At 54.9% G+C, this 24,604-nt stretch carries 26 protein-coding genes and 2 pseudogenes; 9 read left to right on the top strand and 19 right to left on the bottom strand.

All coding sequences use genetic code 11. From position 1 onward, the window contains the following. Positions 1 to 76: 76 nt before the first annotated feature. Positions 77 to 1,726, bottom strand: a complete 1,650-nt coding sequence (locus tag BFV64_RS01910) for a methyl-accepting chemotaxis protein (RefSeq protein ID WP_045281967.1) — start codon at positions 1,724 to 1,726, stop codon at positions 77 to 79. A gap of 245 nt (positions 1,727 to 1,971) precedes the next feature. Between BFV64_RS01910 and ytfE the strand changes: the two genes are divergently transcribed. Beyond that, positions 1,972 to 2,634, top strand: coding sequence for an iron-sulfur cluster repair protein YtfE (ytfE, locus tag BFV64_RS01905; RefSeq protein ID WP_045134413.1), 663 nt, complete (start codon positions 1,972 to 1,974; stop codon positions 2,632 to 2,634). An 84-nt stretch (positions 2,635 to 2,718) separates the two neighbouring features. Here the strand turns inward: ytfE and cycA are convergent, their stop codons facing one another. Next, positions 2,719 to 4,128, bottom strand: a complete 1,410-nt coding sequence (gene cycA / locus BFV64_RS01900) for a D-serine/D-alanine/glycine transporter (RefSeq protein ID WP_014882247.1) — start codon at positions 4,126 to 4,128, stop codon at positions 2,719 to 2,721. A 311-nt stretch (positions 4,129 to 4,439) separates the two neighbouring features. Beyond that, positions 4,440 to 5,060: a BamJ family beta-barrel-assembly machinery protein gene (gene fklB, locus BFV64_RS01895; RefSeq protein ID WP_008502892.1), complete on the bottom strand. Its 621-nt coding sequence runs from the start codon at positions 5,058 to 5,060 to the stop codon at positions 4,440 to 4,442. Between the two features lie 233 nt (positions 5,061 to 5,293). On the opposite strand from fklB, the gene BFV64_RS01890 reads away from it, so the two are divergent. Continuing rightward, on the top strand, positions 5,294 to 5,932 hold the full coding sequence (locus BFV64_RS01890) for an OapA family protein (protein ID WP_032637673.1): 639 nt from the start codon (positions 5,294 to 5,296) through the stop codon (positions 5,930 to 5,932). Positions 5,933 to 6,000: 68 nt separating this feature from the next. Here the strand turns inward: BFV64_RS01890 and rplI are convergent, their stop codons facing one another. Genes rplI through rpsF form a run of 4 tightly spaced genes read right to left on the bottom strand, consistent with a single transcriptional unit; the run spans position 6,001 to position 7,440 of the window. Then, complete coding sequence (rplI, locus tag BFV64_RS01885; RefSeq protein WP_006810372.1) at positions 6,001 to 6,450, bottom strand: 50S ribosomal protein L9; 450 nt, start codon at positions 6,448 to 6,450, stop codon at positions 6,001 to 6,003. A 41-nt stretch (positions 6,451 to 6,491) separates the two neighbouring features. Further along, a complete protein-coding gene (gene rpsR / locus BFV64_RS01880) occupies positions 6,492 to 6,719 on the bottom strand; it encodes a 30S ribosomal protein S18 (RefSeq protein WP_000135199.1) in 228 nt (75 codons plus the stop codon). Positions 6,720 to 6,723: 4 nt separating this feature from the next. Next, positions 6,724 to 7,038 carry a primosomal replication protein N gene (gene priB / locus BFV64_RS01875; RefSeq protein WP_008502895.1) on the bottom strand — a complete coding sequence of 105 codons (315 nt, stop codon included), beginning with the start codon at positions 7,036 to 7,038 and terminating at the stop codon, positions 6,724 to 6,726. Between the two features lie 6 nt (positions 7,039 to 7,044). Next, positions 7,045 to 7,440, bottom strand: coding sequence for a 30S ribosomal protein S6 (gene rpsF, locus BFV64_RS01870; RefSeq protein ID WP_014068637.1), 396 nt, complete (start codon positions 7,438 to 7,440; stop codon positions 7,045 to 7,047). A 341-nt stretch (positions 7,441 to 7,781) separates the two neighbouring features. On the opposite strand from rpsF, the gene yjfY reads away from it, so the two are divergent. Next, entirely contained in the window at positions 7,782 to 8,057 is a 276-nt protein-coding gene (gene yjfY, locus BFV64_RS01865; RefSeq protein ID WP_023331862.1) for a DUF1471 family protein YjfY, read from the top strand. 142 nt (positions 8,058 to 8,199) lie between these two features. Here the strand turns inward: yjfY and BFV64_RS01860 are convergent, their stop codons facing one another. The 8 genes and pseudogenes from BFV64_RS01860 to BFV64_RS01825 form a co-directional block, all read right to left on the bottom strand. Continuing rightward, entirely contained in the window at positions 8,200 to 8,886 is a 687-nt protein-coding gene (locus BFV64_RS01860) for an L-ribulose-5-phosphate 4-epimerase (RefSeq protein WP_023331861.1), read from the bottom strand. Beyond that, the gene (locus BFV64_RS01855; RefSeq protein WP_023331860.1) at positions 8,879 to 9,739 is read right to left on the bottom strand and encodes an L-ribulose-5-phosphate 3-epimerase; all 861 of its coding nucleotides are present in this window, start codon (positions 9,737 to 9,739) and stop codon (positions 8,879 to 8,881) included. Before BFV64_RS01855 ends, BFV64_RS01860 begins: the two co-directional genes overlap by 8 nt. A 9-nt stretch (positions 9,740 to 9,748) precedes the next feature. Beyond that, entirely contained in the window at positions 9,749 to 10,399 is a 651-nt protein-coding gene (gene ulaD / locus BFV64_RS01850; RefSeq protein ID WP_014882242.1) for a 3-keto-L-gulonate-6-phosphate decarboxylase UlaD, read from the bottom strand. 12 nt (positions 10,400 to 10,411) lie between these two features. Beyond that, on the bottom strand, positions 10,412 to 10,879 hold the full coding sequence (gene ulaC, locus BFV64_RS01845) for a PTS ascorbate transporter subunit IIA (RefSeq protein ID WP_014882241.1): 468 nt from the start codon (positions 10,877 to 10,879) through the stop codon (positions 10,412 to 10,414). 9 nt (positions 10,880 to 10,888) lie between these two features. Next, entirely contained in the window at positions 10,889 to 11,194 is a 306-nt protein-coding gene (ulaB, locus tag BFV64_RS01840) for a PTS ascorbate transporter subunit IIB (protein WP_003856022.1), read from the bottom strand. 12 nt (positions 11,195 to 11,206) lie between these two features. Continuing rightward, a pseudogene (gene ulaA, locus BFV64_RS01835) lies at positions 11,207 to 12,226 on the bottom strand (PTS ascorbate transporter subunit IIC); the annotation flags it as partial. A 15-nt stretch (positions 12,227 to 12,241) separates the two neighbouring features. After that, a protein-coding gene (locus BFV64_RS01830) for an IS1-like element IS1B family transposase (RefSeq protein WP_235611130.1) occupies positions 12,242 to 12,939 on the bottom strand; the annotation gives its coding sequence in 2 pieces (ribosomal slippage) (positions 12,242 to 12,690 and positions 12,690 to 12,939; 699 coding nt in all). 55 nt (positions 12,940 to 12,994) lie between these two features. Continuing rightward, positions 12,995 to 13,384: pseudogene (locus BFV64_RS01825) on the bottom strand (PTS transporter subunit IIC); the annotation flags it as partial. A 359-nt stretch (positions 13,385 to 13,743) separates the two neighbouring features. On the opposite strand from BFV64_RS01825, the gene ulaG reads away from it, so the two are divergent. Next, on the top strand, positions 13,744 to 14,808 hold the full coding sequence (gene ulaG / locus BFV64_RS01820) for an L-ascorbate 6-phosphate lactonase (protein WP_069601628.1): 1,065 nt from the start codon (positions 13,744 to 13,746) through the stop codon (positions 14,806 to 14,808). A 110-nt stretch (positions 14,809 to 14,918) separates the two neighbouring features. Continuing rightward, positions 14,919 to 15,674, top strand: coding sequence for an HTH-type transcriptional regulator UlaR (gene ulaR / locus BFV64_RS01815; RefSeq protein ID WP_014882239.1), 756 nt, complete (start codon positions 14,919 to 14,921; stop codon positions 15,672 to 15,674). On the opposite strand, the gene yjfP is transcribed toward ulaR, so the two are convergent. Further along, the gene (yjfP, locus tag BFV64_RS01810; RefSeq protein ID WP_014882238.1) at positions 15,671 to 16,393 is read right to left on the bottom strand and encodes an esterase; all 723 of its coding nucleotides are present in this window, start codon (positions 16,391 to 16,393) and stop codon (positions 15,671 to 15,673) included. The genes ulaR and yjfP overlap by 4 nt on opposite strands. Positions 16,394 to 16,530: 137 nt before the next feature. Here yjfP and bsmA point away from each other — a divergent pair, with 137 nt between their 5' ends. The 3 genes from bsmA to BFV64_RS01795 all read left to right on the top strand — a co-directional run bounded on the left by bsmA (position 16,531) and on the right by BFV64_RS01795 (position 19,388). Further along, positions 16,531 to 16,860, top strand: a complete 330-nt coding sequence (gene bsmA, locus BFV64_RS01805; protein WP_014882237.1) for a biofilm peroxide resistance protein BsmA — start codon at positions 16,531 to 16,533, stop codon at positions 16,858 to 16,860. A gap of 136 nt (positions 16,861 to 16,996) precedes the next feature. After that, positions 16,997 to 17,284: a DUF1471 family protease activator YjfN gene (gene yjfN / locus BFV64_RS01800; protein WP_023331857.1), complete on the top strand. Its 288-nt coding sequence runs from the start codon at positions 16,997 to 16,999 to the stop codon at positions 17,282 to 17,284. 172 nt (positions 17,285 to 17,456) lie between these two features. After that, on the top strand, positions 17,457 to 19,388 hold the full coding sequence (locus BFV64_RS01795) for a methyl-accepting chemotaxis protein (RefSeq protein ID WP_045281965.1): 1,932 nt from the start codon (positions 17,457 to 17,459) through the stop codon (positions 19,386 to 19,388). Here BFV64_RS01795 and BFV64_RS01790 read toward each other — a convergent pair. Continuing rightward, entirely contained in the window at positions 19,385 to 21,007 is a 1,623-nt protein-coding gene (locus BFV64_RS01790; protein WP_045134422.1) for an isovaleryl-CoA dehydrogenase, read from the bottom strand. The genes BFV64_RS01795 and BFV64_RS01790 overlap by 4 nt on opposite strands. Before the next feature lie 193 nt (positions 21,008 to 21,200). Here BFV64_RS01790 and BFV64_RS01785 point away from each other — a divergent pair, with 193 nt between their 5' ends. Next, positions 21,201 to 22,475, top strand: a complete 1,275-nt coding sequence (locus BFV64_RS01785) for an MFS transporter (protein WP_045281964.1) — start codon at positions 21,201 to 21,203, stop codon at positions 22,473 to 22,475. A 119-nt stretch (positions 22,476 to 22,594) separates the two neighbouring features. Here BFV64_RS01785 and BFV64_RS01780 read toward each other — a convergent pair whose 3' ends face one another. Together BFV64_RS01780 and rlmB are read right to left on the bottom strand one after the other, a co-directional pair. Beyond that, positions 22,595 to 23,752, bottom strand: coding sequence for a DDE-type integrase/transposase/recombinase (locus BFV64_RS01780; RefSeq protein WP_045282386.1), 1,158 nt, complete (start codon positions 23,750 to 23,752; stop codon positions 22,595 to 22,597). Between the two features lie 102 nt (positions 23,753 to 23,854). After that, positions 23,855 to 24,586, bottom strand: a complete 732-nt coding sequence (gene rlmB / locus BFV64_RS01775) for a 23S rRNA (guanosine(2251)-2'-O)-methyltransferase RlmB (protein ID WP_023331853.1) — start codon at positions 24,584 to 24,586, stop codon at positions 23,855 to 23,857. Positions 24,587 to 24,604: the final 18 nt, after the last annotated feature.

Genomic DNA, 24,604 nt, shown 5'->3' with positions numbered 1-24,604 from the left:
TGGCGGCTACGCCTTACCCGGCCTACACGGAGCGATTTTGTAGGCCGGGTAAGCGTCAGCGCCACCCGGCACCAGGTTAAAACGTTTCCCAGTTCGCTTCAGGCACGCTCGCTGCGGGCTGCGCTTTCGGCACGTAGGATTTCACCGGTGCGGCTTTGACCGCCTGATTCCGGGTAATTTTAAACACCGCCACCGCGTCATTCAGGCGTGCAGCCTGATCTTCCAGCGCGGCCGCCGCGGCCGCAGATTCCTCGACCAGCGAGGCGTTCTGCTGGGTCACGCGATCCATTTCAGCCACCGCCTGACCTACCTGGTCGATACCGCGGCTCTGCTCGTCAGAGGCTGAGGCGATCTCGCCCATAATGTCCGTCACGCGGGTGACCGCATTGACGATCTCCGCCATCGTCGCCCCGGCTTCGTTAACCAGCTGCGAGCCGGCGTTCACGCGCTCGCCGGAATCGTCGATCAGCGCTTTGATCTCTTTCGCCGCCTGAGCACTGCGCTGGGCGAGGGTACGTACTTCCCCTGCGACCACCGCAAAGCCACGGCCCTGTTCACCTGCACGCGCAGCCTCTACCGCCGCGTTCAACGCCAGAATGTTGGTCTGGAAAGCAATACCGTCGATTACGTTGGTAATTTGCGCAATTTTACTGGAACTGGTGGCGATTTCGTCCATCGTGCGCACGACACCTTCCACCACGTTCCCGCCCTTCTTCGCCGTTGAGGAGGCATCCAGTGCCAGACGGGAAGCCTGACGGGCGTTATCGGCATTCTGCTTCACGGTGGCCGTCAGCTGTTCCATGCTGGCTGCCGTTTCTTCCAGGGAAGCCGCCTGTTGCTCAGTACGGGAAGAAAGGTCGTTACTCCCGGCAGAAATTTCACCGGCTCCGGTGTAGATGGTATCGGCACCTTCACGCACCACGCCCACGGTGTTCGCCAGCGAGGTCTGCATCTCCTGCACGTTGCGCGCCAGGATCGCCATTTCGTTCTTACCGTCAGCCTGAATCGGCTGGGTTAAGTCCCCTGCCGCAATGGCGCGAATATGGTTGAGCACCTCTTCCAGAGGCAGCAGCAGCACGCGACGCATGGCGATCCAGCTGGAAATAATCACCACAATGACCAGCAGCATTACCGCAGAGAGGATCCATAGAATGCGTTTGTAGTCGCTTTCATTGTCCTGGATGCCTTTATCGGTAAGCGTTGCCTGAGCTTCGCGCCACTCGCGATAAACCGCCTGCATCGCAGTCTGTTTTTGCTCAGCGTTCTGCTTGAACATGTCTTCCAGATTGCCCTGGCTCAGCAGCACGTTCATTTGCGTCAGCGTTGAGGAGTAAATACGGTATTGCTCCTCCAGTCGCTTCGCCAGATTCTCGTCCAGGCCCGGCGTATTCGGCAGGGCATAGTATTTATCGTAATGGACCTGCGCATCAGCCAGCAGATTTTTTGCCGTGTTGACCAGCTCATTGAGCTGACCACCATTAATCTGCGAAGCCATGCTGCTTTGCAGACGCAGCATCCCACGGTTCAGCGTCACGCGCGCCTGGTTCAGGCTGATCCACGCATCGGTAAACTCCGCCACATTCTTGCTGGAGAGCTGCGACACGGTGAAATTGTCTTTATCGTTGTTCAGCGCGTTGATAAAGATCCCCGCGGAAATCACTTGCATGATGCCGAGCACAAGCAGCACCGAAATAAGAAGAGTAATAACTTTTATACGTTTAAACATACGTTGCCTTTGTTATATGCAGGTTTGTCTGACGTGGATATATCGGCAGGCAAGGCGGGTTGTTTACTGTTTCTCCACCTTTAAAAACTTTCTAAACCACTTTCCTGAGTCCATTCAGGGCGTTAACCCGGATAATTTTTTTGTGACTTACGTCTCACTTTTACCCTTCCCTCTAAAGGGTTATAGTGCCGCCATAAAGATGCATTTAAAATGCATCTTATATTCTTGATGACGAGGTAACTGCTATGGCCTTTCGCGACCAACCCCTCGGCGAGCTGGCGCTCTCCATCCCTCGCGCTTCTGCGCTGTTCCGTAAATACGATATGGATTACTGCTGCGGCGGTAAGCAAACCCTCGCGCGAGCGGCCTCACGTAAGGAGCTGGATGTGGAGGTGATTGAAGCAGAGCTGGCGCAACTGGCCGAACAGCCTGTTGATAAAGACTGGCGTACCGCCCCGCTCGCAGAAATCATCGACCACATCATTGTGCGTTACCACGATCGCCACCGGGAGCAACTGCCGGAGCTGATCCTGCAGGCGACCAAAGTCGAGCGCGTACATGCTGACAAACCTTCCGTACCCCGCGGTCTGGCGAAATATCTGACCATGCTGCACGAAGAGCTTTCCAGCCACATGATGAAAGAAGAACAGATCCTCTTCCCGATGATTAAACAGGGAATGGGCAGCCAGGCAATGGGTCCGATTAGCGTGATGGAAAGCGAGCATGATGATGCGGGCGAACTGCTGGAAGTGATCAAACACACCACCCACAACGTCACACCGCCGCCAGAGGCGTGCACCACCTGGAAAGCGATGTACAACGGCATTAACGAGATGATCGATGACCTGATGGAACACATCAGTCTTGAGAACAACGTGTTGTTCCCGCGGGCATTAGCTGGGGAATAAAAAAAGCCGCTGCGGCCTGATGCCCTCTCCCACAGGGAGAGGGTGCAAAAACTAAAAACGGCAACTGAAGTTGCCGTTTTGCTTTTATCTTACGCCTGCCATACGTTTCTTACCGATAAACACCCAGCCCAGCCCCAGCGCGATAAACCACAGCGGCGTAACAATCAGCGCCTGACGGGTATCATCTTCCAGCGTCAGCAGCACCAGCACGAACACGAAGAACGCCATGCACACCCAGCACATCAGCTTGCCCAGCGGCATCTTGTAGATCGACTTCTCATGCAGGTGTGGACGCTGTTTGCGGTACACCAGGTACGAGCAGAGGATAATGGTCCACACGAACATAAACAGGATTGCAGAGACCGTGGTGATCATGGTGAACGCGCCAATCACGCTTGGGTTCACGTAGAGCATGACCACGCCGCCCAGCAGGCACATGCAGGAGAAAGTCAGCCCTTTCGCCGGTACCGCACGCTTAGACAGTTTCGCAAAGGCGCTCGGCGCCACGCCCTCCTGCGCCAGACCAAACAGCATACGGCTGGTTGAGAACACGCCGCTGTTCGCGGACGACGCCGCAGAGGTCAGCACGACGAAGTTAATCAGGCTTGCCGCAGCGGGCAGCCCTACCAGCACAAACAGTTCAACGAACGGGCTCTTGCTCGGCACCACGGAGCTCCACGGCGTCACGGACATAATGATGATCAGCGCGAAGACGTAGAACATGATGATACGAACCGGAATCGAGTTAATGGCGCGCGGGAGAGACTTCTCGGGATCTTTAGTTTCGGCCGCCGTGGTTCCCACCAGCTCAATGCCCACAAACGCGAACACCGCAATCTGGAAGCCGGCAAAGAAGCCGCTGATGCCTTTCGGGAACCAGCCACCGTCATTCCACAGATGGGTAAATGACGCCTGTACGCCGGTTGGCGACTGGAAGTGCGTCAGTACCATCACCAGGCCCACAACAATCAGCCCCACGATAGCGACAATCTTGATCATCGCGAACCAGAACTCCATCTCACCGAACATTTTTACGGTGGCGAGGTTGAGGCTCAGCAGCAAAGCAATAACCGCCAGCGAGGCCACCCAGTCTGACAGTCCCGGGAACCAGAACTGTGCGTAGGCGGTAATCGCCACGACGTCCGCCATACCGGTAACAACCCAGCAGAACCAGTAGGTCCAGCCGGTGAAATAGCCTGCCCATGGACCGAGCAGGTCAGACGCGAAGTCGCTGAAGGATTTGTATTCGAGGTTCGAGAGCAGCAATTCACCCATTGCCCGCATCACGAAGAACAGCATGAAACCAATGATCATATAAACGAAGATGATCGACGGCCCGGCAAGACTGATGGTTTTGCCTGACCCCATAAACAGCCCGGTCCCGATGGCCCCACCTATGGCGATAAGCTGAATATGACGGTTTGTGAGATTGCGCCGTAGCGACTGTTCAGACGTCGCCTCTTCTGCAGCGGCGACTTTGACCTGATCTACCATGTAATTTTTCCTGTTTATGCCTGTCTGTGTTGTTAAGGCTCTTCTGGCCTTTAAATACGTCAAAAGATGACGTTCCCCTTGTAAGGGCTTATCGATATTAGGTAAGAATCGGCGGGATGAATACTATGATTTAGATATTATGTTAATAATATGTTGAAAGTGAGTGTCATATCACTCATACAGCGCGAAACAGCTCACAAAAATACACGCAAAAGTTTCGTTTGCAAGATAAAATATTGATAACGTCGTAACTATAGGTTTTATCACTATTTTCCTCTCCCCGAACGGAGAGAGGAAATAAGAAAAGTCGATTACAGGATTTCCAGCAGCTCGACTTCAAATACCAGGGTGCTGAATGGCGGGATGGATGCGCCAGCACCACGCTCGCCGTAAGCCAGGTTGTGAGGAATAGTCAGTTCCCATTTGGAGCCAACTGGCATCAGGGTCAGCGCTTCAATCCAGCCTGCGATCACGCCGTTGACCGGGAATTCTGCCGGTTCGCCACGCGCCACGGAGCTGTCGAACACGGTGCCGTCGATCAGTTTACCGGTATAATGTACGCGAACGTGGTCGGTACGTGCCGGGATTGCGCCGTCGCCCTGGTTGATCACGCGGAACTGCAGGCCAGACTCGGTGCTGTTCACGCCTTCACGCTCACGGTTCTCTTCCAGATATTTCACGCCTTCGGCCGCCATCTCTTCGAAACGCGCGCGACGCACAGCGTCAGCACGTTCATGAATTTCACGCAGAGCGCGGTGAACAACGTCAACCGGAACAGCGGGCTGTTTACCTTCCAGCGCGTCAGCGATACCCGCCACCAGCGCTTCTGGTAACAGACCTTCCAGGCCGGATTCGCTCAGCTGCTGTCCTACCTGCAAGCCGATACCGTAACTTGCCTGCGCTTCGATAGTGTCAAAAGTCGGGGTGGTCATGGGTTTTCCTTCCATCACATTTAAAGTAGCGGGCAGCATAGCAGCCATGCCCTTATGGGTAAAACTTTGTCTGAAGTTAAGGTGACAAACCGCGACGAAACAGAAACAATAGAGACAACCAGGATTAATCCCGAACTGATGTCACGGATGTCGGGTTTGCTACGCCGTTCAGGCAGTTAGCAAACTATACTTCGATGCACAGGATAAAAAAGACGCGGAGCAGGAGGAGAGCCATGCCCGGGCGATTTGAACTGAAACCTACCCTGGCGAAAATCTGGCAGGCGCCGGACAATTTTCGCATTATGGACCCGCTGCCTCCCCTGCATCGCAGAGGGATTATCATTGGTGCGCTGATGGTGATCGTGGGCTTCCTGCTTCCTTCCGGCGGTGATGATGTCGATACCGCCCCTGTCACCCGCAATGCACAGCTGGATATTCAGTCGCAAACGCGGCCGCAGCCTGATGCACAGCCGATGCAAACGCAGCTGGTGACCCCTTCGAACGATCCGGGTCAGGTCGCGCCGGTTGAACCGGAACCCGTCCAGGAAGATCAGGCTCAAACCTCCGCCCCGGTAGAGCAGCAGGCTCAGCAGCCTACGGGCATTGAGCAGCAGTGGCGCTCCTATCGCGTCGAGCCGGGTAAAACCCTGGCGCAGCTTTTCCGCGATCACAACCTGCCGCCGACTGACGTGTATGCCATGGCGAAAGTGGAAGGTGCGGGTAAGCCGCTCAGTAACCTGCAGAATGGTCAGATGGTACAGATTCGCCAGAATGCCAGCGGTGTGGTGACAGGCTTAACGATTGATACAGGAAATGGTCAGCAGGTGCTGTTTACCCGCCAGCCGGACGGCAGTTTTGTCCGGGCGCGTTAAAGACCCGGTTCTTTAAAAAGCAAAACGCCGGCACAAGGCCGGCGTTTCAACGTGAGCAGAGTAAAAAATTACTCAGCTACAACGTTAACAACCAGTTTAGCGAACACTTCGCTGTGAACCTGGAAGTCAACTTCGTGCTCACCAGTGGTACGCAGAACGCCGTTCGGCATGCGAACTTCGCTCTTAGCCACTTTAACGCCTGCTGCAGTCACTGCATCAGCGATATCGCGGGTACCGATGGAACCGAACAGTTTACCTTCGTCGCCAGCTTTAGACGCGATGGTAACGGTGCCCAGTGCGTTGATTGCTTCAGCGCGAGCGTTAGCAGCCGCCAGAACGTCAGCCAGTTTGGCTTCCAGTTCAGCACGACGTGCTTCGAAAAACTCTACGTTTTTCTTAGTAGCTGGAACAGCTTTACCCTGTGGAACCAGGAAGTTACGAGCGTAACCCGCTTTAACGTTTACCTGATCACCCAGGCTGCCCAGGTTTGCTACTTTATCAAGCAGAATAACTTGCATTACCTTATCCTCTTAAAGTCGTATTAATGGACCGTGCCCGATTACTGATGACGATCAGTGTACGGCAGCAGGGACAGGTAGCGAGCGCGTTTGATAGCGCGAGCCAGCTGACGCTGATATTTTGCACGAGTACCGGTGATACGGCTTGGGACAATCTTACCGCTTTCGGTGATGTAGTTTTTCAGCGTTGCGATATCTTTATAGTCGATCTCTTGAACGCCTTCCGCGGTGAAACGGCAGAACTTGCGACGACGGAAATAACGTGCCATATGGCTAGTCTCCAGAATCTATCAAATCAATCTGCTCGGCATGCAGAACCATTTTGCTCAGGCCGTTCTTTGCCTTGTGGCAAGAGATGAACCCCTGAACGATTACTGCGCTACCGACCGTTAAACTGTGAGTAATGGCCTGGTTTTCGTGTCCGCTAATAATAACGGGCATTTGGCACCACGCCTGCCGGTGAAACCCGGCTTCCTCTTGCACAGAACGATGCTCAAGCACGAACTGGCAATGCGGAATTCCTGATGGACTGACCTTTCGAAGGGGAGCCCTGCATACGATGCCGGACAACGCCAGACGGTTGGTCATCAGAAATTACTCTTCAGAATCCCCAGCATCAGAATCATCTGCGGTTTCGTTTGCGAAATCATCGCGACGCTCACGGCGCTCGTCTTTCGCTTTAACCATCGGAGATGCTTCGGTAACTGCGTTTTTGGTACGCATAACCATGCTGCGGATAACGGCATCGTTGAAGCGGAAGGTAGTTTCCAGCTCATCGATCACTTCCTGCGGCGCTTCAACGTTCATCAGAACGTAGTGTGCTTTGTGCAGTTTGTTGATCGGGTAAGCCAGCTGACGGCGGCCCCAGTCTTCCAGACGGTGGATCGTACCTTCTGCACCAGTGATGGCAGCAGAATAACGCTCGATCATACCCGGAACCTGTTCGCTCTGGTCAGGATGGACCATAAAAACGATTTCGTAATGACGCATCGAATTGCTCCTTACGGATTATTCAGCCTCCTGTCTGGGTCAGCCGAGGCCCGGGGAGGCAAGGAACGTGTTAAAGGTCGGCTGAAAAATTGACGCGTCATAATACTTGCGCGCCCCTGGAAACTCAAGCTGATTGCACAAATAATTCGCACAAAGCGTAAAGCGGGTCTAAGTGGGTGATTTAAAATTGAACACACCAGGAAGCGTTGTTTTTTTGAACAACAGCATCAGAAATGGTCACGCATCCCCGCCGTATGAATGATTACACTTTAATCAGAGAACACCTGAATTAAAGAAGGAGTATCCCCTCTCTCACAGCACGCAGTCGTGGAGCGCATATCATGAAAAAAATCGCATTAGCCATTATGGCTGCGCTTTTGCTCAGTGCAAACGCGATGTCAGCCATCAAAATAGACGGCCGGCAGGCCAGGAACATGGATGATGTGCAAAGCTTAGGCGTAATCTATATCAATCATAATTTCGCCACTGAAAGCGAAGCAGATCAGGCACTAAATGAAGAGACCGATGCCCAGGGCGCAACCTATTACCACGTGATGTTAATCCGTGAGCCCGGCAGCAACGGCAATATGCACGCCAGTGCAGACATTTACCGATAACGCTTTAACGCTAGCACCAGGAAAGCCAACAACGAGAACATAGCCATAGTTTACGTTGCCCCCTGCCCGGGGGCTTTTTTTTTGTAAATGGCTCTGAAATACCACCGGTTACAACTGTTTTTCGGTATTCCAGAGCACTTATTTACTTCTGCCCGTAATAGGCATTCGGGCCGTGCTTGCGCATGAAATGCTTGTTCATCAGGTAATCATCAATCCCCTGAAGCTGTGGATTAATGTCGCGGGCAATCCACGCCATTTTGGCCACCTCTTCCATCACCACAGCATTATGCACCGCGTCGTGAGCATCTTTACCCCAGGAGAACGGACCGTGCTGGTACACCACAATTCCCGGCGTATGCAGCGGTTCTGCCTCACCCAGCGTTTCGATAATCACCTTGCCGGTGTTGAGCTCGTACTCGCCTTCCACCTCGGCCTGCGTTAACGCGCGCGTGCAGGGAATATCCCCGAAGAAGTAATCCGCGTGCGTCGTGCCCAGCGCCGGGATGGCAAGCCCAGCCTGTGCCCAGGCGGTGGCATGGGTTGAGTGGGTATGCACTACCCCGCCGAGGGAGGGATAACGTCTATAAAGCGCCAGATGGGTAGCGGTATCCGAAGAAGGACGCCACTGTCCCTCTACGACGTTTCCTTCAAGGTCCACGACAACCATATCGTCGACCTTCATGGTCTCATACGCCACTCCGCTGGGTTTAATGACGATGAGGCCGCGCTCTCGGTCAATCGCGCTGACGTTACCCCAGGTGAACGTTACCAGGCCATAGCGCGGCAAATCCATATTGGCTTCAAAGACCTGCTGTTTAAGCTTAAGCATGTTCCACCTCCAGCAAACCTGCTCGCGCCATACGCTCGCGCACCCAGTCCCGCGCGTTTGCCACTTCCGCTGCCGGGTCGTCAGACGTCTCGCTCCACATCTCAATCAGGTAAGGCCCGCAATACCCTGTCTGCTTGAGCGTCTCGAAGCATCGTTCGAACTCCACCACCCCGGAGCCGAACGGTACGTTTTTAAACACGCCAGGACGGGTATCTTTGACGTGCACCGCCACGATATGCCCGATGCCCGCCTGCAGCTCCATCTGCACGTCGTTATCCCATGCCGACAGGTTGCCGATATCCGGATAGAGTTGGAACCACGGGTTATTCAGATAGTGCGCGTAGCCCAGTGCCTTGCTGATGGAGTTCATTAACGGGTAGTCCATGATCTCCATCGCCAGCGTCACCTGCGCGCGGCTTGCCATTTCAACGCTCTCTTTCAGACCGTCACGGAAACGACGGCGCGTTTCATCGTTGGCTTCCTGATAGTAAACGTCATAACCCGCCAGCTGGATCACACGGATACCGACATCCTGAGCAAAGCGAATGGCTTTGCGCATGATCTCCAGCCCCTGCGCCCGCACGGCATCATCTTCGCTGCCGAGGGGAAAACGACGGTGAGCGCTCAGGCACATGGACGGCACGCGCACGCCCGTTTCAGCGATGGCGCTCACCAGCGCCAGACGCTGCTCGCGGCTCCAGTCGAGGCGAGAGAGGCGTTCATCCGTCTCATCCACTGACATTTCGACAAAATCGAAACCCAGCTGCTTCGCCAGCTGTAACCGCGCCAGCCAGCACTCCCCCGCAGGGAGTGCCTTTTCATAGATGCCAAGCGGAACCTGTTTTGACAACATACCCGCTCCTTAGCCCCAAAGCTGAGCGATTGAGCGTTTGAACTGACGCGCTGCTTCCACCGGAGACGCCGCGTCACGGATGCTACGACCCGCAATAAAGACGTGAATCGGGATACCCTTGAACAGCGGCAGATCTTCCAGCGCCAGGCCACCGGTCACGGTCACTTTGAAGCCCATTTCGGCCAGACGTTTAATCGCGCTGATGTCCGCCTCGCCCCACGCCACGCCAGCAGCCTGCGCATCACGGCTGCGGTGGTATACCACCTGCTGGATCCCCGCATCGCGCCACGCCTGTGCCTGCTCCCAGGTCCAGAAACCGGTCAGTTCAATCTGCACGTCGCCGTTAAACTCTTTTGCCACGTCCAGCGCGCCTTTGGCGGTATTGATATCCGCGCAGCAGATCACGGTGACCCAGTCGGCGTTGGCTTCAAAACACATGCGGGAGAGGATTTTGCCCGCGTCAGCGATTTTGGCATCAGCCAGTACGATTTTGTGCGGGTAGAGCGCCTTCAGGTCACGAACGGCGCGAACGCCTTCGCCCACGCACAGAATGGTACCCACTTCAATGATGTCTACCTCTTCGGCGATCAGGCGGGTGGTTTCATAAGCATCGGACAGCGTCTGGTTATCCAGCGCAACCTGCAACATTGGTAATGACATGTTCAATTCCTCTTAAACGGCCGCCGCAGTGGCGTTATCAATTAAATCCAGCACTTCCTGCGCGGTACGGCAGGCGCGTAAACGGTCAAAATTGGCTTCATCATCAAACAGATTGACGATCTGCATGATGCCCACCTCCTGGTGGGTATTGGCATCGACGGCCGCCATGGTGATCAGAATATCGACCGGGTCGTTATCTTCATGGTTGAAGACCAGGGGCGTTTTCAGCGTGACCAGCGCAAAGCCGGTTTTCTTCACGCCCTCTTCCGGGCGGCCGTGCGGCATAGCCAGCCCCGGGGCAATCACAAAATAGGGGCCGTGCTGCGCCACGCCATCCAGAATGGCCTGGTAATAACGCGGCTCGACAACGTCCGCCTTAACCAGCAGATCCACGCTCAGCTTCACCGCTTCCTGCCAGGTGCTGGCGTCAGCCTGCAAAAGGATGGAGTCATTCTCTGCCAGCGAATCTCGTAGTTTCATGTCGGGTCCTTACTTCACGTCTTGTGGGAAGTGTTCTTTGATCACTTCCAGCAGTTTTGGTCCGAAATCCGCAGGCGACAGCATGTTGCGCACGCCCACCACATATTTGTTGCCCGACACGCTAATCTCGCCGGCAATGTGAGTTGACGCGATAATGATGTCTGCGCCGTTCAGCTCACTTTTGTATTCACCCACTGCGCAGCTGTTTACCGTGTGGTCGATGTTTGACTGGGTTAAAAACTGGTCCACTTTCATCTTCATGATCATGGAGCTGCCTTGCCCATTGCCACACACAGCCAGGATACGTACGGTCATAATCGAAACTCCTTAGTGAGCAGAAACTTCTGCTGTTTGTTTTTCTGCATCTTCTTCTGCTCGCAGCGAACGGCCAGCGAAGAACATATAAGCCAGTGCAATCAGGATGATGACGGCCATAAAGACCAGCCCGACGGACGCAAAGCCCTGCATCATCGGCGGCGCCAGGATTGACCAGTCCGCCATGCCCATCCAGGCGCTCATACCGGTGAGCTTGACCGCCCACACGCAACCGAAGATTTCCACCATCCCCATCACCAGGCAGATCTTGAGCGCTGCACGCCAGCCGCCGAAGTGGTTAGCAAAAACGCCGATGGTGGCGTTGGAGAAGAACATCGGGATAAAGCCAGGAATAATCAGGATTGAGGAGCCGCAGGCCACCAGGATACCCACCGCAATCAGCTGGCCGATGGTGCCCCACATAAAGCCCCAGACGACGGCGTTTGGCGCGAAGCTATAGATGGCCGCACAGTCAATTGCCAGAACGGCTCCCGGGATCAGGCGCTGAGAGATGCCGTTGAAGGCTTCAGAGAGCTCGGCGACGAACATACGCACGCCCTGGGTGATGATGAAAATGGCCACCGCGAAGGAGAAACCGGTCTGCAGGATATAAATCGTCCAGTGCGTTTTGCCCGCCATCGCCTGCACAACGTCAATGCCAAAGGAGAGCAGAATGGCGCCGAAGAAAAGGGTCATCACAATCGCCGTCGAGACGATGTTGTCATGGAAGATATTCAGCCAACCGGGCATCTTGAGGTCTTCAACGCTCTCCTCTTTTTTCCCCAGGTATGGCGCAACTTTATAGGCAACCCAGGCCGCAAACTGCTGCTGATGGCCGATGGAGAAGCCACAGCCGTCGGTCACTTCCTGGGTCGGCTTGTACATCATGTTGGAAGTGATGCCCCAATAGAGCGAGACCAGCACCGCGGTGCAGATAATCGTGGTCCACATTGGGTAACCGAAGATATAGAGAGAAACCGCGATCAGACCCGCCTGCTGGAACATGATGTGACCGGTAAGCATGATGGTGCGGGTAATGACTCCAACTTATTGATAGTGTTTTATGTTCAGATAATGCCCGATGACTTTGTCATGCAGCTCCACCGATTTTGAGAACGACAGCGACTTCCGTCCCAGCCGTGCCAGGTGCTGCCTCAGATTCAGGTTATGCCGCTCAATTCGCTGCGTATATCGCTTGCTGATTACGTGCAGCTTTCCCTTCAGGCGGGATTCATACAGCGGCCAGCCATCCGTCATCCATATCACCACGTCAAAGGGTGACAGCAGGCTCATAAGACGCCCCAGCGTCGCCATAGTGCGTTCACCGAATACGTGCGCAACAACCGTCTTCCGGAGCCTGTCATACGCGTAAAACAGCCAGCGCTGGCGCGATTTATCCCCGACGTATCCCCACTGTTCGTCCATTTCCGCGCAGACGATGACGTCACTGCCCGGCTGTATGCGCGAGGTTACCGACTGCGGCCTGAGTTTTTTAAATGGCGGAAAATCGTGTTGAGGCCAACGCCCATAATGCGGGCGGTTGCCCGGCATCCAACGCCATTCATGGCCATATCAATGATTTTCTGGTGCGTACCGGGTTGAGAAGCGGTGTAAGTGAACTGCAGTTGCCATGTTTTACGGCAGTGAGAGCAGAGATAGCGCTGATGTCCGGCAGTGCTTTTGCCGTTACGCACCACCCCGTCAGTAGCTGAACAGGAGGGACAGCTGATAGAAACAGAAGCCACTGGAGCACCTCAAAAACACCATCATACACTAAATCAGTAAGTTGGCAGCATCACCGATGGTGCGAATACCGGTAATGCGACGCAGCAACACGTAGATAATGTTCAGCGCCAGCGCGAGCAGAACCGCGTAACCCACCCAGCTGTAGGCGTCACCCATGCGGTCAATCGTGGCCATCATTGAGGCATAAGTATCGGAAATTGCACCGTTTATACCGTAGACCTCCGCCATTTTGGCGACGACTGGCTTAAACGTGCTGGTCAGGATGCCTGACCCCGCCTGCAACAGCATAAAACCGATAATGGTCTTAATCGTGCCTTTGATGATCACGCTGACGCTTTTACGCAGCAGGATGTAACCCAGGCACGTCACGATACCCAGCAGCAGCGGGGCGTTGGTCATTACCTGATTGAAGAAAACGGTAAAGACGTTGTAGAGGATCTCCATAACTCTCTCCAGAAATGAGAACACGAGGGGCAATCCCTGTGTGGTTGGTGTCATCACTCTAGTAATCACAAATAATCATCACAAGATTGAATTTGATTATTTGTGACGCATCACGCAAATTATTTCCATGGTGTTAGTAATGATTTTCACTACCGCACAAACAAAATGAATTATTCTTTATAATTCATGCAATTAATCATTAACAGCGGATAGTCTAACAAGGATAAAGCGAAGTATCTGTGATATCGCACAGTTAAAATTACGCACTTTTGTCATTGCAAAGCACGTCAAATGGTGCCAGAGTTAATCACAACAAATCACAATATGATTACTTTTGATTAAAACCAGGAGTCAAAACGATGAGTAAAGTGAACACCATCACCCGTGAATCATGGATTCTGAGCACCTTCCCGGAGTGGGGTAGCTGGCTGAACGAAGAGATCGAACAGGAACAGGTTGCTCCTGGTACTTTTGCCATGTGGTGGCTGGGCTGCACCGGTATCTGGCTGAAATCCGAGGGTGGCGCCAATATTTGCGTCGATTTCTGGTGCGGCACAGGCAAACAGAGTCACGGCAATCCGTTGATGAAAAAAGGCCACCAGATGCAGCGCATGGCCGGCGTGGAAAAACTGCAACCGAACCTGCGTACCACGCCGTTTGTGCTCGATCCTTTTGCCATTCGCCAAATCGATGCCGTGCTCTCCACCCACGATCACAACGATCATATTGACGTGAACGTGGCGGCGGCAGTAATGCAAAACTGCGCGGACGACGTGCCGTTTATCGGGCCGCAGACCTGCGTGGATCTCTGGATTGGCTGGGGCGTGCCAAAAGAGCGCTGCATCGTGATGAAACCGGGCGACGTGGTGAAAATCAAAGACATTGAAATTCACGCCCTGGATGCCTTTGACCGTACCGCACTGATTACGCTGCCGGCTGACCAGAAAGCCGCAGGCGTTCTGCCGGACGGCATGGACGAGCGCGCCGTCAACTACCTGTTCAAAACGCCTGGCGGTTCCCTGTACCACAGCGGCGACTCACACTACTCCAACTACTACGCGAAGCACGGTAATGAGCATCAGATTGACGTGGCGCTGGGCTCCTACGGCGAGAATCCACGTGGCATTACCGACAAGATGACCAGCGCCGATATGCTGCGTATGGCGGAGGCGCTGAACACCAAGGTCGTGATTCCGTTCCACCACGACATCTGGTCAAACTTCCAGGCCGATCCGCAGGAAATTCGCGTGCTGTGGGAGATGAAAAAAGACCGCCTGAAGTACGGCTTCAAGCCATTTATCTGGCAGGTAGGCGGCAAGTTCACCTGGCCGCTGGATAAAGACAATCTTGAGTACCACTACCCACGCGGTTTCGATAATTGCTTTACTATTGAGCCAGACCTGCCGTTTAAGTCCTTCCTCTGATTATCCGGCCACATCGCCAGACCCTGAGTCTGGCGATTTCATATTTATTTTAGTAATTTCACACTATTTCAAATATCATCTTTTCAAATCAATTCTTATCGGAATAGCTCATGACGGAAGCGCAACGGCATCAAATTTTACTGGAACTCCTGGCGCAAACAGGGTTTATCACCGTCGAGAAAGTGATCGAACGTTTAGGCATCTCCCCCGCCACCGCGCGGCGGGACATTAACAAGCTGGATGAGAGCGGCAAACTGAAAAAAGTCCGCAACGGCGCAGAAGCCATCAGCCAGCAGCGTCCACGCTGGTCGCCGATGAATATCCATCAGGCGCAGAATCACGATGAAAAGGTGCGGATCGCCAGAGCCGCCTCACAGCTGGTGAACCCGGGTGAGAGCGTCGTCATCAACTGCGGGTCTACGGCATTTTTGCTGGGCCGCGAGATGTGCGGCAAGCCGGTGCAGATCATCACCAACTACCTACCGCTCGCCAACTATCTTATCGACCAGGAGCATGACAGCGTGGTGATCATGGGCGGCCAGTACAATAAGAGCCAGTCCATCACCCTTAGCCCCCAGGACAGTGAAAACAGTCTTTACGCCGGGCACTGGATGTTTACCAGCGGCAAAGGCCTGACTGCAGACGGTTTATATAAAACCGATATGCTGACTGCGATGGCCGAACAAAACATGCTGAACGTTGTGGGCAAACTCGTCGTGCTGGTCGACAGCAGTAAAGTCGGTGAACGCGCAGGCATGCTGTTTAGCCGCGCAGAACAGATCGACATGGTGATCACCGGCAAAGGGGCTAACCCCGAGATCCTCCAGAAACTGGAAGATCAGGGCGTTAAAATCCTGCGGGTTTAAAGGTGCTGGCGGAAAAACGCCACCGTGGCCTCCAGCGCCGCTGGCGTAATGCGGTGGCGGACGCCCGATTCCCACAAACAGGTCAGATTGCCGTCCAGTCCTTCACGCTTTAGCGCCTGCTGCAGGCGAAATGTGCCGTCAGGCGGTACCACGTCATCTGCGTCACCGTGCCACAGCAGAAGCGGACGATCGGCCACGCGCGGCAGTGCGCGAGTCACTTCCCAGTCAGCCAGCCTCGCCGTCATTTCCGTCAAATCTTGCGGGGGAAAAAGCGTCTTCGCCAGTGACGTAAAGTAGCCGGAGCCCATCAGACAGGCGACGGATCTCACTTCAGGATGATGCGTCATAATCCCCAGCGCCGTCATGCCGCCCATCGAGGCCCCGGCAACCGCCAGCCGGTTATCGGCCACCAGCCCTGCGTCATAAAGCGCATCGCGCATCCCGGAAAACTCGGTCAGACTGCCGTGCAGAATGGGCCAAAACTGACCAAGCCGCGCCTGTTCATCCCCCGTAAAGCGCGCACCGTGATCGGGGGCATCCGGCATGACGACACGAAAACCGGCCTGCGCCAGCGCCACCGCAAAATAACTGTAAACCAGCTTTGACGAGGTAAATCCATGATAAAAAACCACAACTGGCAGCGGTTTATCACGTTTCCCCGTCGGCATGGCGTGTAAAATTTCATGGTCGCCGAGACGGCGTATTTCAATTTCAATCATTGTCGACCCTGTACGAATGAATGATTCATAATGTTGAGAACTGGGTTACGGTTTCAGGCTATTTTCATTCGAAAATTACGCCCCAGATAACACTTCGGGAACATTCCCCCAAAACGAAATTCGCAGACAACTACACTATGGCTATCAGGAAAAGAGATATGGTTATGCACAGGTTTGCAGCTTTATTGCTGGTGCTTCTTCTCAGTGGCTGTAGCGCACTGCAGGGAACGCCGCAACCCGCTCCCCCGGTTGCCGATCACCCGCAGGAGATTCGTCGTAATCAGACAGAAGGATTACAACGAATGGGCACCGTCTCCGCGCTGGTTCGCGGTTCTCCGGATGACGCAGAAGAGGCAATAAAGGCACAAGCCGTCGCCGCCAAAGCAGATTATTACGTCATTATCATGGTCGATGAAACCATCATTACGGGGCAGTGGTATTCACAGGCCATTTTATACCGTCAGTAATGGTTTTCCTTTGAACGACATTTACACTGCTTTGCGTCCATAGACATTTTCCTGTCCACAATAAACTCCATGCCCGCGTCAATGGAAAGGAGTTTATTCGCGAAGGATTGCCCGGCGGATACCGGAGATATGTGAAATGGAGCTGACGATGAAACGAACTCTTGCTTTGACCTCTCTGTTGCTCTCAGCAGGCCTGGTGAGCACCACCGCGCAGTCAGCAGAATTTGCCAGCGCGGATTGCGTAACAGGTCTGAATGAAATAGGCCACATCTCCGTCAATAACATTTCGGGGAGCCCGCAAGATGTTGAACGTATCGTGGCATTAAAAGCCGATGAACAGGGTGCCTCATGGTATCGCATCATCCAGATGCAGGAAGATAACCATGTCGACCACTGGCGGGTACAGGCCATTCTCTACGTCTAAGCACCTTCCTGATAAAAGCCACTTATTTTTAGTGGCTTTTCGTTTTTGCAAATTTTTTATCTTTTACAAAACCATATAAAAACAACTCAATAACATTTTGTTACACTAATTCAGTAAACGTAATCCCCGCTCTGCCGTTGAAGAACCATACCTTTTCAATGATGAGCAATTTATGATCAATTTTTTCCGCCGTGCGGGCCTCGGGACAAAGCTATCGCTGCTGACGGGCGTCAGTGTTGCCGTGCTGTTTCTGCTTTTCACTTTCCTGCTCAGCCAAAAAGCCAGCCAGCAGCTTGAAGCCCTCGCGGTAGAAGACCTGCATAACCAGTCCACCGGTATGGTCGATATGGTGCAAATGTTCAACACCAGCCTGAGTGAAGAAGTCGAAAGCTATACCAGACTGTTTACGACATTTTTGCCCCAGCCATTTAGCGTCGATACGCTTCAGACCCGGACAATTAACGGGCTCAATGTTCCTCTGCTGAAAGGCGGGGAAACGGAACTCCATGAAAATACCACTTTTTCTGACGACTTCCTGAACCGAACGGGGGCCATCTCCACGCTATTTGTTCGCAGCGGTAACGACTTTATTCGCGTCGCCACCTCCCTGCGTAAAGAGAATGGCGAGCGCGCAATGGGGACCGTTCTGGATACCTCCAGCCCGGCCTTTGCCGCCGCCAATAAAGGTGATGTCTACCGTGGCCTGGCGCTGCTGTTTGGCAAACGCTATATCACCCAGTACCAGCCGGTGAAAAACGCCGAAGGTCATGTCATTGCGATCGTCTTTGTCGGGGTGGACATTAGCCACTCCTGGAACGTCATGCGCGAGAAAATCCTCAACCGCCGCCTGGGCGAGAGCGGTCACTTCTTCGTGCTGGATCGCAGCAACGGCAAAACACGCGGGCAATACCTGTTCCACACCACGGAAGAGGGACAACTGCCGAAGTGGGACAGCGCGACACAACAGCAGCTTCTGGATGATAAACCCGGCACCCTGGAGCGCGTAAGTGACGACGGACGGACGCTGAAAATGGCCTATACCCCGCTACCCGGCTGGAACTGGACTATCGTGGGCGAAGTGGATAAGTCAGTGCTGCTTTCAAGCGTCACCGCCATGCGCGATCGCTTCCTGCTGGCCGGTGTGGTCTTGTCAGTCCTCTTTGCAGGCCTGTTCGTGGTCCTTATTCGCCGTATGCTGACGCAACCGCTGCGCAACGTGATTCAGCTTGCACGGCAGTATGCCGATGGCGATCTTCGCTCCAGCCTGCCCGTGACGCGCCGGGACGAGGTCGGACAGCTGATTGACGCCATTAACGGCATTGGCGGCGGGCTGCAAAAAATTGTTCTGCAGGTTCGCGAGGCAGCAGGTGAGATCCAGACGGGGACTAACGCGCTGGCCTCCGATACCGGCGAGATCTCAGAGCAGATCAACAAGCAGGCCAGCAGCGTGGAGGAGACCTCAGCCAGCATGGAGCAACTGGCCGCGACCGTACAGCAAAATGCCGCCAACATGGAGCAAACGCAGCAGCTGGTGGGAGAAACCTCACGCGCGGTTCACGAGGGGGGTGAAACGGTAACCCATGCGGTTGCCACGATGGATGACATTCGCGAAGCGTCAAAACGTATCGAAGATATTACCCGCGTGATTGAGTCCATCGCGTTTCAGACCAATATTCTGGCGCTGAATGCGGCGGTAGAAGCGGCACGTGCAGGCGAGCACGGAAAAGGTTTTGCGGTGGTTGCCCAGGAAGTTCGCGCGCTGGCGGGCCGGAGCGCCAACGCGGTGAAAGAGATAGAACAGCTGATTGGCGATACGCTGAGAAAAGTGAGCGAAGGTCACGCGCTGTCTGAACAGACGCGTCTGGCTATGGATTCCATCATCGTTCATATCGATAACATCAGCCAGCTGGTCACCGAAATTAACCACGCATCGCGCGAGCAATCCGCGGGGATTGGCCAGGTGAATCTCGCCATGACCCACATTGGTGAAGCGTCACACATCAACGCCGATCGCGTCTCGCGCAGCGAACAAACCGCACACACGCTGCGCGAGAAAGGTTTACATCTTACCCAACTGGTCAGTCTGTTCCAGCTTAAACGCTAGCCAACCCTGCCCGTGGCGCGCAGCAGCAAATCGCTTTGCACCTGCTCGCTCATCAGCGTACCGCCACGGGTATCCAGCATCATGCGGCACCACGCCTGCGCCACGGGCGGCGATGCGTGCCGCAGCATCTGGCTCCCGGCCCCCAGCAAGAAAAGCTGCTGCGCGATCTCCCGCCCCTGCGCCTCCTGTGGTTTACGCAGCTTTTGCTGAAGCTGGCGCCAGCTGCGGTCAAAGTGTCTGTCCTGCCCTTTGACCTGCGCAAACTCATCGGCCAGCAGGTCGTGGATCCCCGGCTGCTTCGTCAGCACGCGCAGCACGTCCAGGCACATGATATTGCCTGAGCCTTCCCAGATACTGTTCACCGGCATTTCGCGATACAGGCGGGGAAGCTCACTCTCCTCGCAGTACCCTACGCCGCCCAACACCTCCATTGCCTCTGCCACGAACGGGATACCCGCTTTGCAGACGCTAAATTTCGCGGCCGGCGTAAACAGCCGTGCCCAGGCCGCCTCTTGCGGATCCACACGTTTATCCCACGCGCGGGCGAGACGGAACAGCAGTGCCGTTTGCCCCTCCAGCATCAGCGCCATGCGGCTTAAGACCTCACGCATTAACGGCTGATCGATGAGATTTTTACCGAAGGTTTGCCGCTGATGAGCGTGGTACAACGCCACAGACAGTGCCCGGCGCATTAAACCATGGCTGCCCAGCGCGCAGTCGAAGCGCGTCAGACCGCCCATTTTGAGGATCTGCCGTACCCCTTCCCCTTCTTCCCCCAGCAGCCAGCCGGAGGCATCAAGAAACTCCGCCTCGCTGCTCGCGTTGGAGCGGTTCCCGAGCTTGTCCTTCAGGCGCTCCAGCCGTACGGCGTTACGTTGTCCGTCAGGTAAAAAGCGCGGGACAAAAAAGCAGGATAAGCCACCTTTTGCCTGAGCCAGCACCAGATGCGCATCACTCTGCGGGACGGAGAAAAACCATTTATGGCCTACCAGACGGTAGCTACCGTCGCTGCATTTTTCCGCTTTGGTGGTGTTGCTCAGGACATCGGATCCCCCCTGCTTTTCCGTCATCCCCATGCCGATCAGCAACCCGCGTTTTTGCCCACCCGGCACGAGATGGGGATCGTAGCGATCGCTCATCAGCGGCGTTAACCATGCATGAAACGGTTTAGGTAGCGACTGTTGCAACAGCGGCGTGGCGGCGAAGGTCATGGTGACGGGGCAAAGCGTGCCGGCTTCAACCTGCGCATGCAAAACAAACCGGGCCGCTCTGGCCACAAAGGAACCTCTTCGCGCCTCCTCTTCCCACGCCAGGTTATGTACCCGGTTGGCACAGAGCCCCTGCATCAGCAGGTGCCAGGCGGGATGAAAGCGAATATCGTCCAGCCGCTCTCCGGTGGCGTCGTAGCGTAACAGCTCCGGTGGGTTGACGTTGGCCAGCCTGCCCAGCTCCAGCGACTCTGCGGTCCCTAACTGCTGCCCGATACTGGCGAGCAGCTCGCTATCCCACTCGGCCCCCTCGCGGGAAACCGCGTCACGCAGGGCGCAGTCGGAGAGGAAAAGGTTGCTGTTTGAAAGCGGTGCCGGTTGATTGAAAACGGTATGGGTCTGCCAGTGCATGCTGTCTCCCTCCTTCAGTGGCAATGAGGATAAGTATGGACAGGCCGCGTGCACGCTGCATGGGAGGGGGGTCACAAGCTGGCGATCCCGCTGATATCATTCGTGAAATAGCTCACAGAACATAAGAATAAACTATTTCATCACTTCGCTTTTGTTGAATAATTTATTCTTACCCCTTTCAGTGAGGATCGTTATGCAACCGGATGCGCACAAGCGAGCATTAATTGCAGGCTCCATTGGTAACTTCATCGAGTGGTATGAGTTTGCGGTCTACGGTTTTATGGCGACCGTGATTGCCAGGAACTTCTTCCAGCTCGAGGGAGAAGCGGGACTGACCAGCCTGATCCTCACCTGGGCCTCGTTTGCTATCGCGTTCTTCTTCCGTCCCCTGGGTGCGGTGGTATTTGGCCGCATCGGCGACAGGATTGGCCGGAAACCGACGCTGATCATTGTGCTGGTACTGATGACGCTCGCCACCACAGCCATTGGTCTTGTGCCCGTCTACGCCAGCATAGGCATTGCCGCACCGCTGATCGTTACGCTGCTGCGCATTTTGCAGGGATTGTTTGCAGGTGGAGAGTATGGTGGTGCAGTTTCGTTGATGACAGAGTTCGCTCCACGCGGCAAGCGCGGTCTGTATGGCGCGTGGCAGTCCTTTACCGTGGCGCTCGGGCTGCTAGCGGGTGCGGGGATTGTGGCACTGCTCTCCGGCCTTCTCACGCCTGAGGCATTACATGACTGGGGCTGGCGTATTCCATTCTTCCTTGCGCTGCCGATGGGGGCTGTCGCGCTATGGCTGCGTGTGAGTATGGAAGAGACGCCGAGCTTTGTGCAGCAGAAGGAAAAACCGGTTGTGGCTCAGGCCAGCACCTCCGCCACGCTCAAAACGATTCTGATGGGCATTTGCCGGGTCATGGTCTGGTCGGCGGCAGGGTATACCTACCTGGTGATTATGCCAACCTATCTCCAGTCGGCGCTACACACCGGGTTTAATCAGGCACTGCTGATAGCGGTGATTTCGAATATCGGCTTTGCGCTGACCATCATTCCCTCGGGTATCCTGAGCGACAAGATTGGCCGCCGCACGGTGATGATGATTGCTACCGCCCTGCTGCTGCTGCTCGCCCTGCCGCTGCTGAAAATGTTGCAGGCTGAGTCCGCCACGCTGGCCGTTAAAGCGATGGTGGTGCTAATTGCGGGCGGTCTGGTGGGGATGCTGGCAGGACCGGGGCCGGCAATGCTGTCTGAAATGTTCCCGACGCGCGTGCGTTATACCGGCCTGGGGCTGGCGTATTCCCTGTCAAACGCGATCTTCTCGGGCTGTGCGGGACTGATTATTACCGGATTAATTAAAGAGACGGGCAACCTGAATATTCCGGCATATTACGTGATGGCAACGGCGGTGGTGAGTATTTTCGCGCTGATGACGCTGCGAAAGGATGACCATTTGCGGTCGTTAGAGGAATGAGGTTGTTTTGCCGGGTGGCGGCTTCACCTTACCCGGCCTGCAAAAACGTAGGCCCGGTAAGCGAAGTGTATGACCGGATACATAGGTGACAGATCAGACCGGGAACATAGGTAACACTTTTAGTCTATCCGGAGCACACTCTGGGTTTTTCGGTCGTAGTACGCAAGCGTTATCCCATTAAAGATGATGGCCTCAAGGCCATCATCTTGTTCTTCCAGCATGATGTACTCCCCAGTCAGTGCTTCACTCAGGAACACCGTACCCTTTTTTCCCATATAGAGGGTCCCCCTCGATTTCACCCTGTAGACTGTACCTCCTTCCGGATAAGCATATTCAGGAACACGGCCATCCCAGTGTCGGTTTGAGGGTTGCCATACCGTTCCGGGCGTTGCTCCCGCCAGTGCTTCATGCGGCCTTTCGTAGTTAAATTCTTTCCGGTAGTCACTGAACCACCGCTGTTGTTCTTCCATCGTCATGAAGGTGTTGCCCTGTTTCACCGCACTTTTCAGGGAGCGGTGCATTCGCTCATGGCGGCCATTTTCTTCCGGATGCCCCTTTCTGATACGCTCCGGCCTGATGCCCAGCTTGATTAGCCAGACGGCAAGACGACTTAATCCGGCTATTCCTGTTCCCGCGAAGGGCTGGCCGTTATCGGTTCTAAGCACTTCCGGCAGACCATATTCCAGGAACGCATCCGTCAGGCACTCTCTGACAAAGGGTTCACTCTCACGGTGTGTTCCCCGGCAGCTGAGCAGATACCGGCTGTGATTATCGGTCAGGGTGAAAGGATGGCAGTACTCTCTGCTGAGCAGCCTGAACTTGCCTTTAAAATCAGCGCTCCAGACCTGATTGTTCTCACTGATGATGGTCAGGGGCTGGCGATTGCCTGGTGTTCTGCGTTTTCGTTTTTTATCCGGAACCAGGCCTTCGCGCTTGAGGATATCGCCGATAGTGCTGGCGGCAGGTACGGTAAAATCGACGTGATGATTGAGCAACCACATCCGCAGTTTTTTTGGCCCCCAGTCAGGGTGTTTTTGACGCAGGGCAGTCAGGTGTCCGGCGATATCATCAGGAACCGTCCGGGAGTGGGAGCGTGGCGCACGCGACCGGTCCGAGAGAGATGACAGGTCAGAAGGGTCAAAACGCTGAAGCCATTTATAGCCGGTTTTACGGCTGATGCCAAAAAGACGGCAAAGCGCGGAGAAGGAGTCCGTACCTGCATGGCAGGCACGGATAAAATCAAGGCGTTGCATAGGTCGGGTCTCAGTCCAGGGCATAGCGAGTCTCCTCTTCTATGCCAGTTATAACTGTTACCCATGTATCCGGTCTAAAGTGTTACCCATGTTTCCGGTTCATACCGAAGCGCCATCGGGCGAAAATCAGCTACGCTGACGTACCGCTTCAAACAGGCAGATGCCCGTCGCCACAGACACGTTCAGGGACGACACGCTGCCCGCCATCGGGATGCTGATCAGCTCGTCGCAGTGCTCGCGCGTCAGACGGCGCATACCTTCACCTTCCGCACCCATCACCAGAGCCAGACGTCCGGTCATTTTGCTCTGGTACAGGGTATGATCTGCCTCACCCGCGGTACCGACGATCCAGATATTCTCTTCCTGCAGCAGACGCATGGTACGCGCCAGGTTGGTTACGCGGATCAGCGGAACGTTTTCCGCTGCGCCGCAGGCCACTTTCTTCGCCGTCGCGTTCAGCTGCGCGGAGCGATCTTTCGGTACAATCACAGCATGCACACCTGCCGCATCCGCGCTACGCAGGCATGCGCCGAGATTGTGCGGATCGGTTACGCCATCAAGGATCAGGAAGAACGGGTTATCCAGTGCGGCAATAAGATCCGGCAGATCGTTTTCCTGATACTGACGGCCCGGCTTCACGCGGGCAATAATGCCCTGGTGAACCGCGCCTTCACTTTTCTCATCCAGGTACTGACGGTTCGCCAGCTGGATCACCACGCCCTGCGCTTCCAGCGCGTGGATCAGCGGCATCAGACGTTTGTCTTCACGCCCTTTCAGAATAAACACTTCCTGAAAACGCTCCGGTGCGCGCTCGAGAAGGGCCTGCACCGCGTGGATGCCGTAAATCATTTCACTCATTGATGGTTCTCATTATGA

Origin of the sequence: Enterobacter kobei (assembly GCF_001729765.1) — a bacterium.
Classification (GTDB): domain Bacteria; phylum Pseudomonadota; class Gammaproteobacteria; order Enterobacterales; family Enterobacteriaceae; genus Enterobacter; species Enterobacter kobei.
This window is presented reverse-complemented; position numbering and strand designations above follow the sequence as displayed.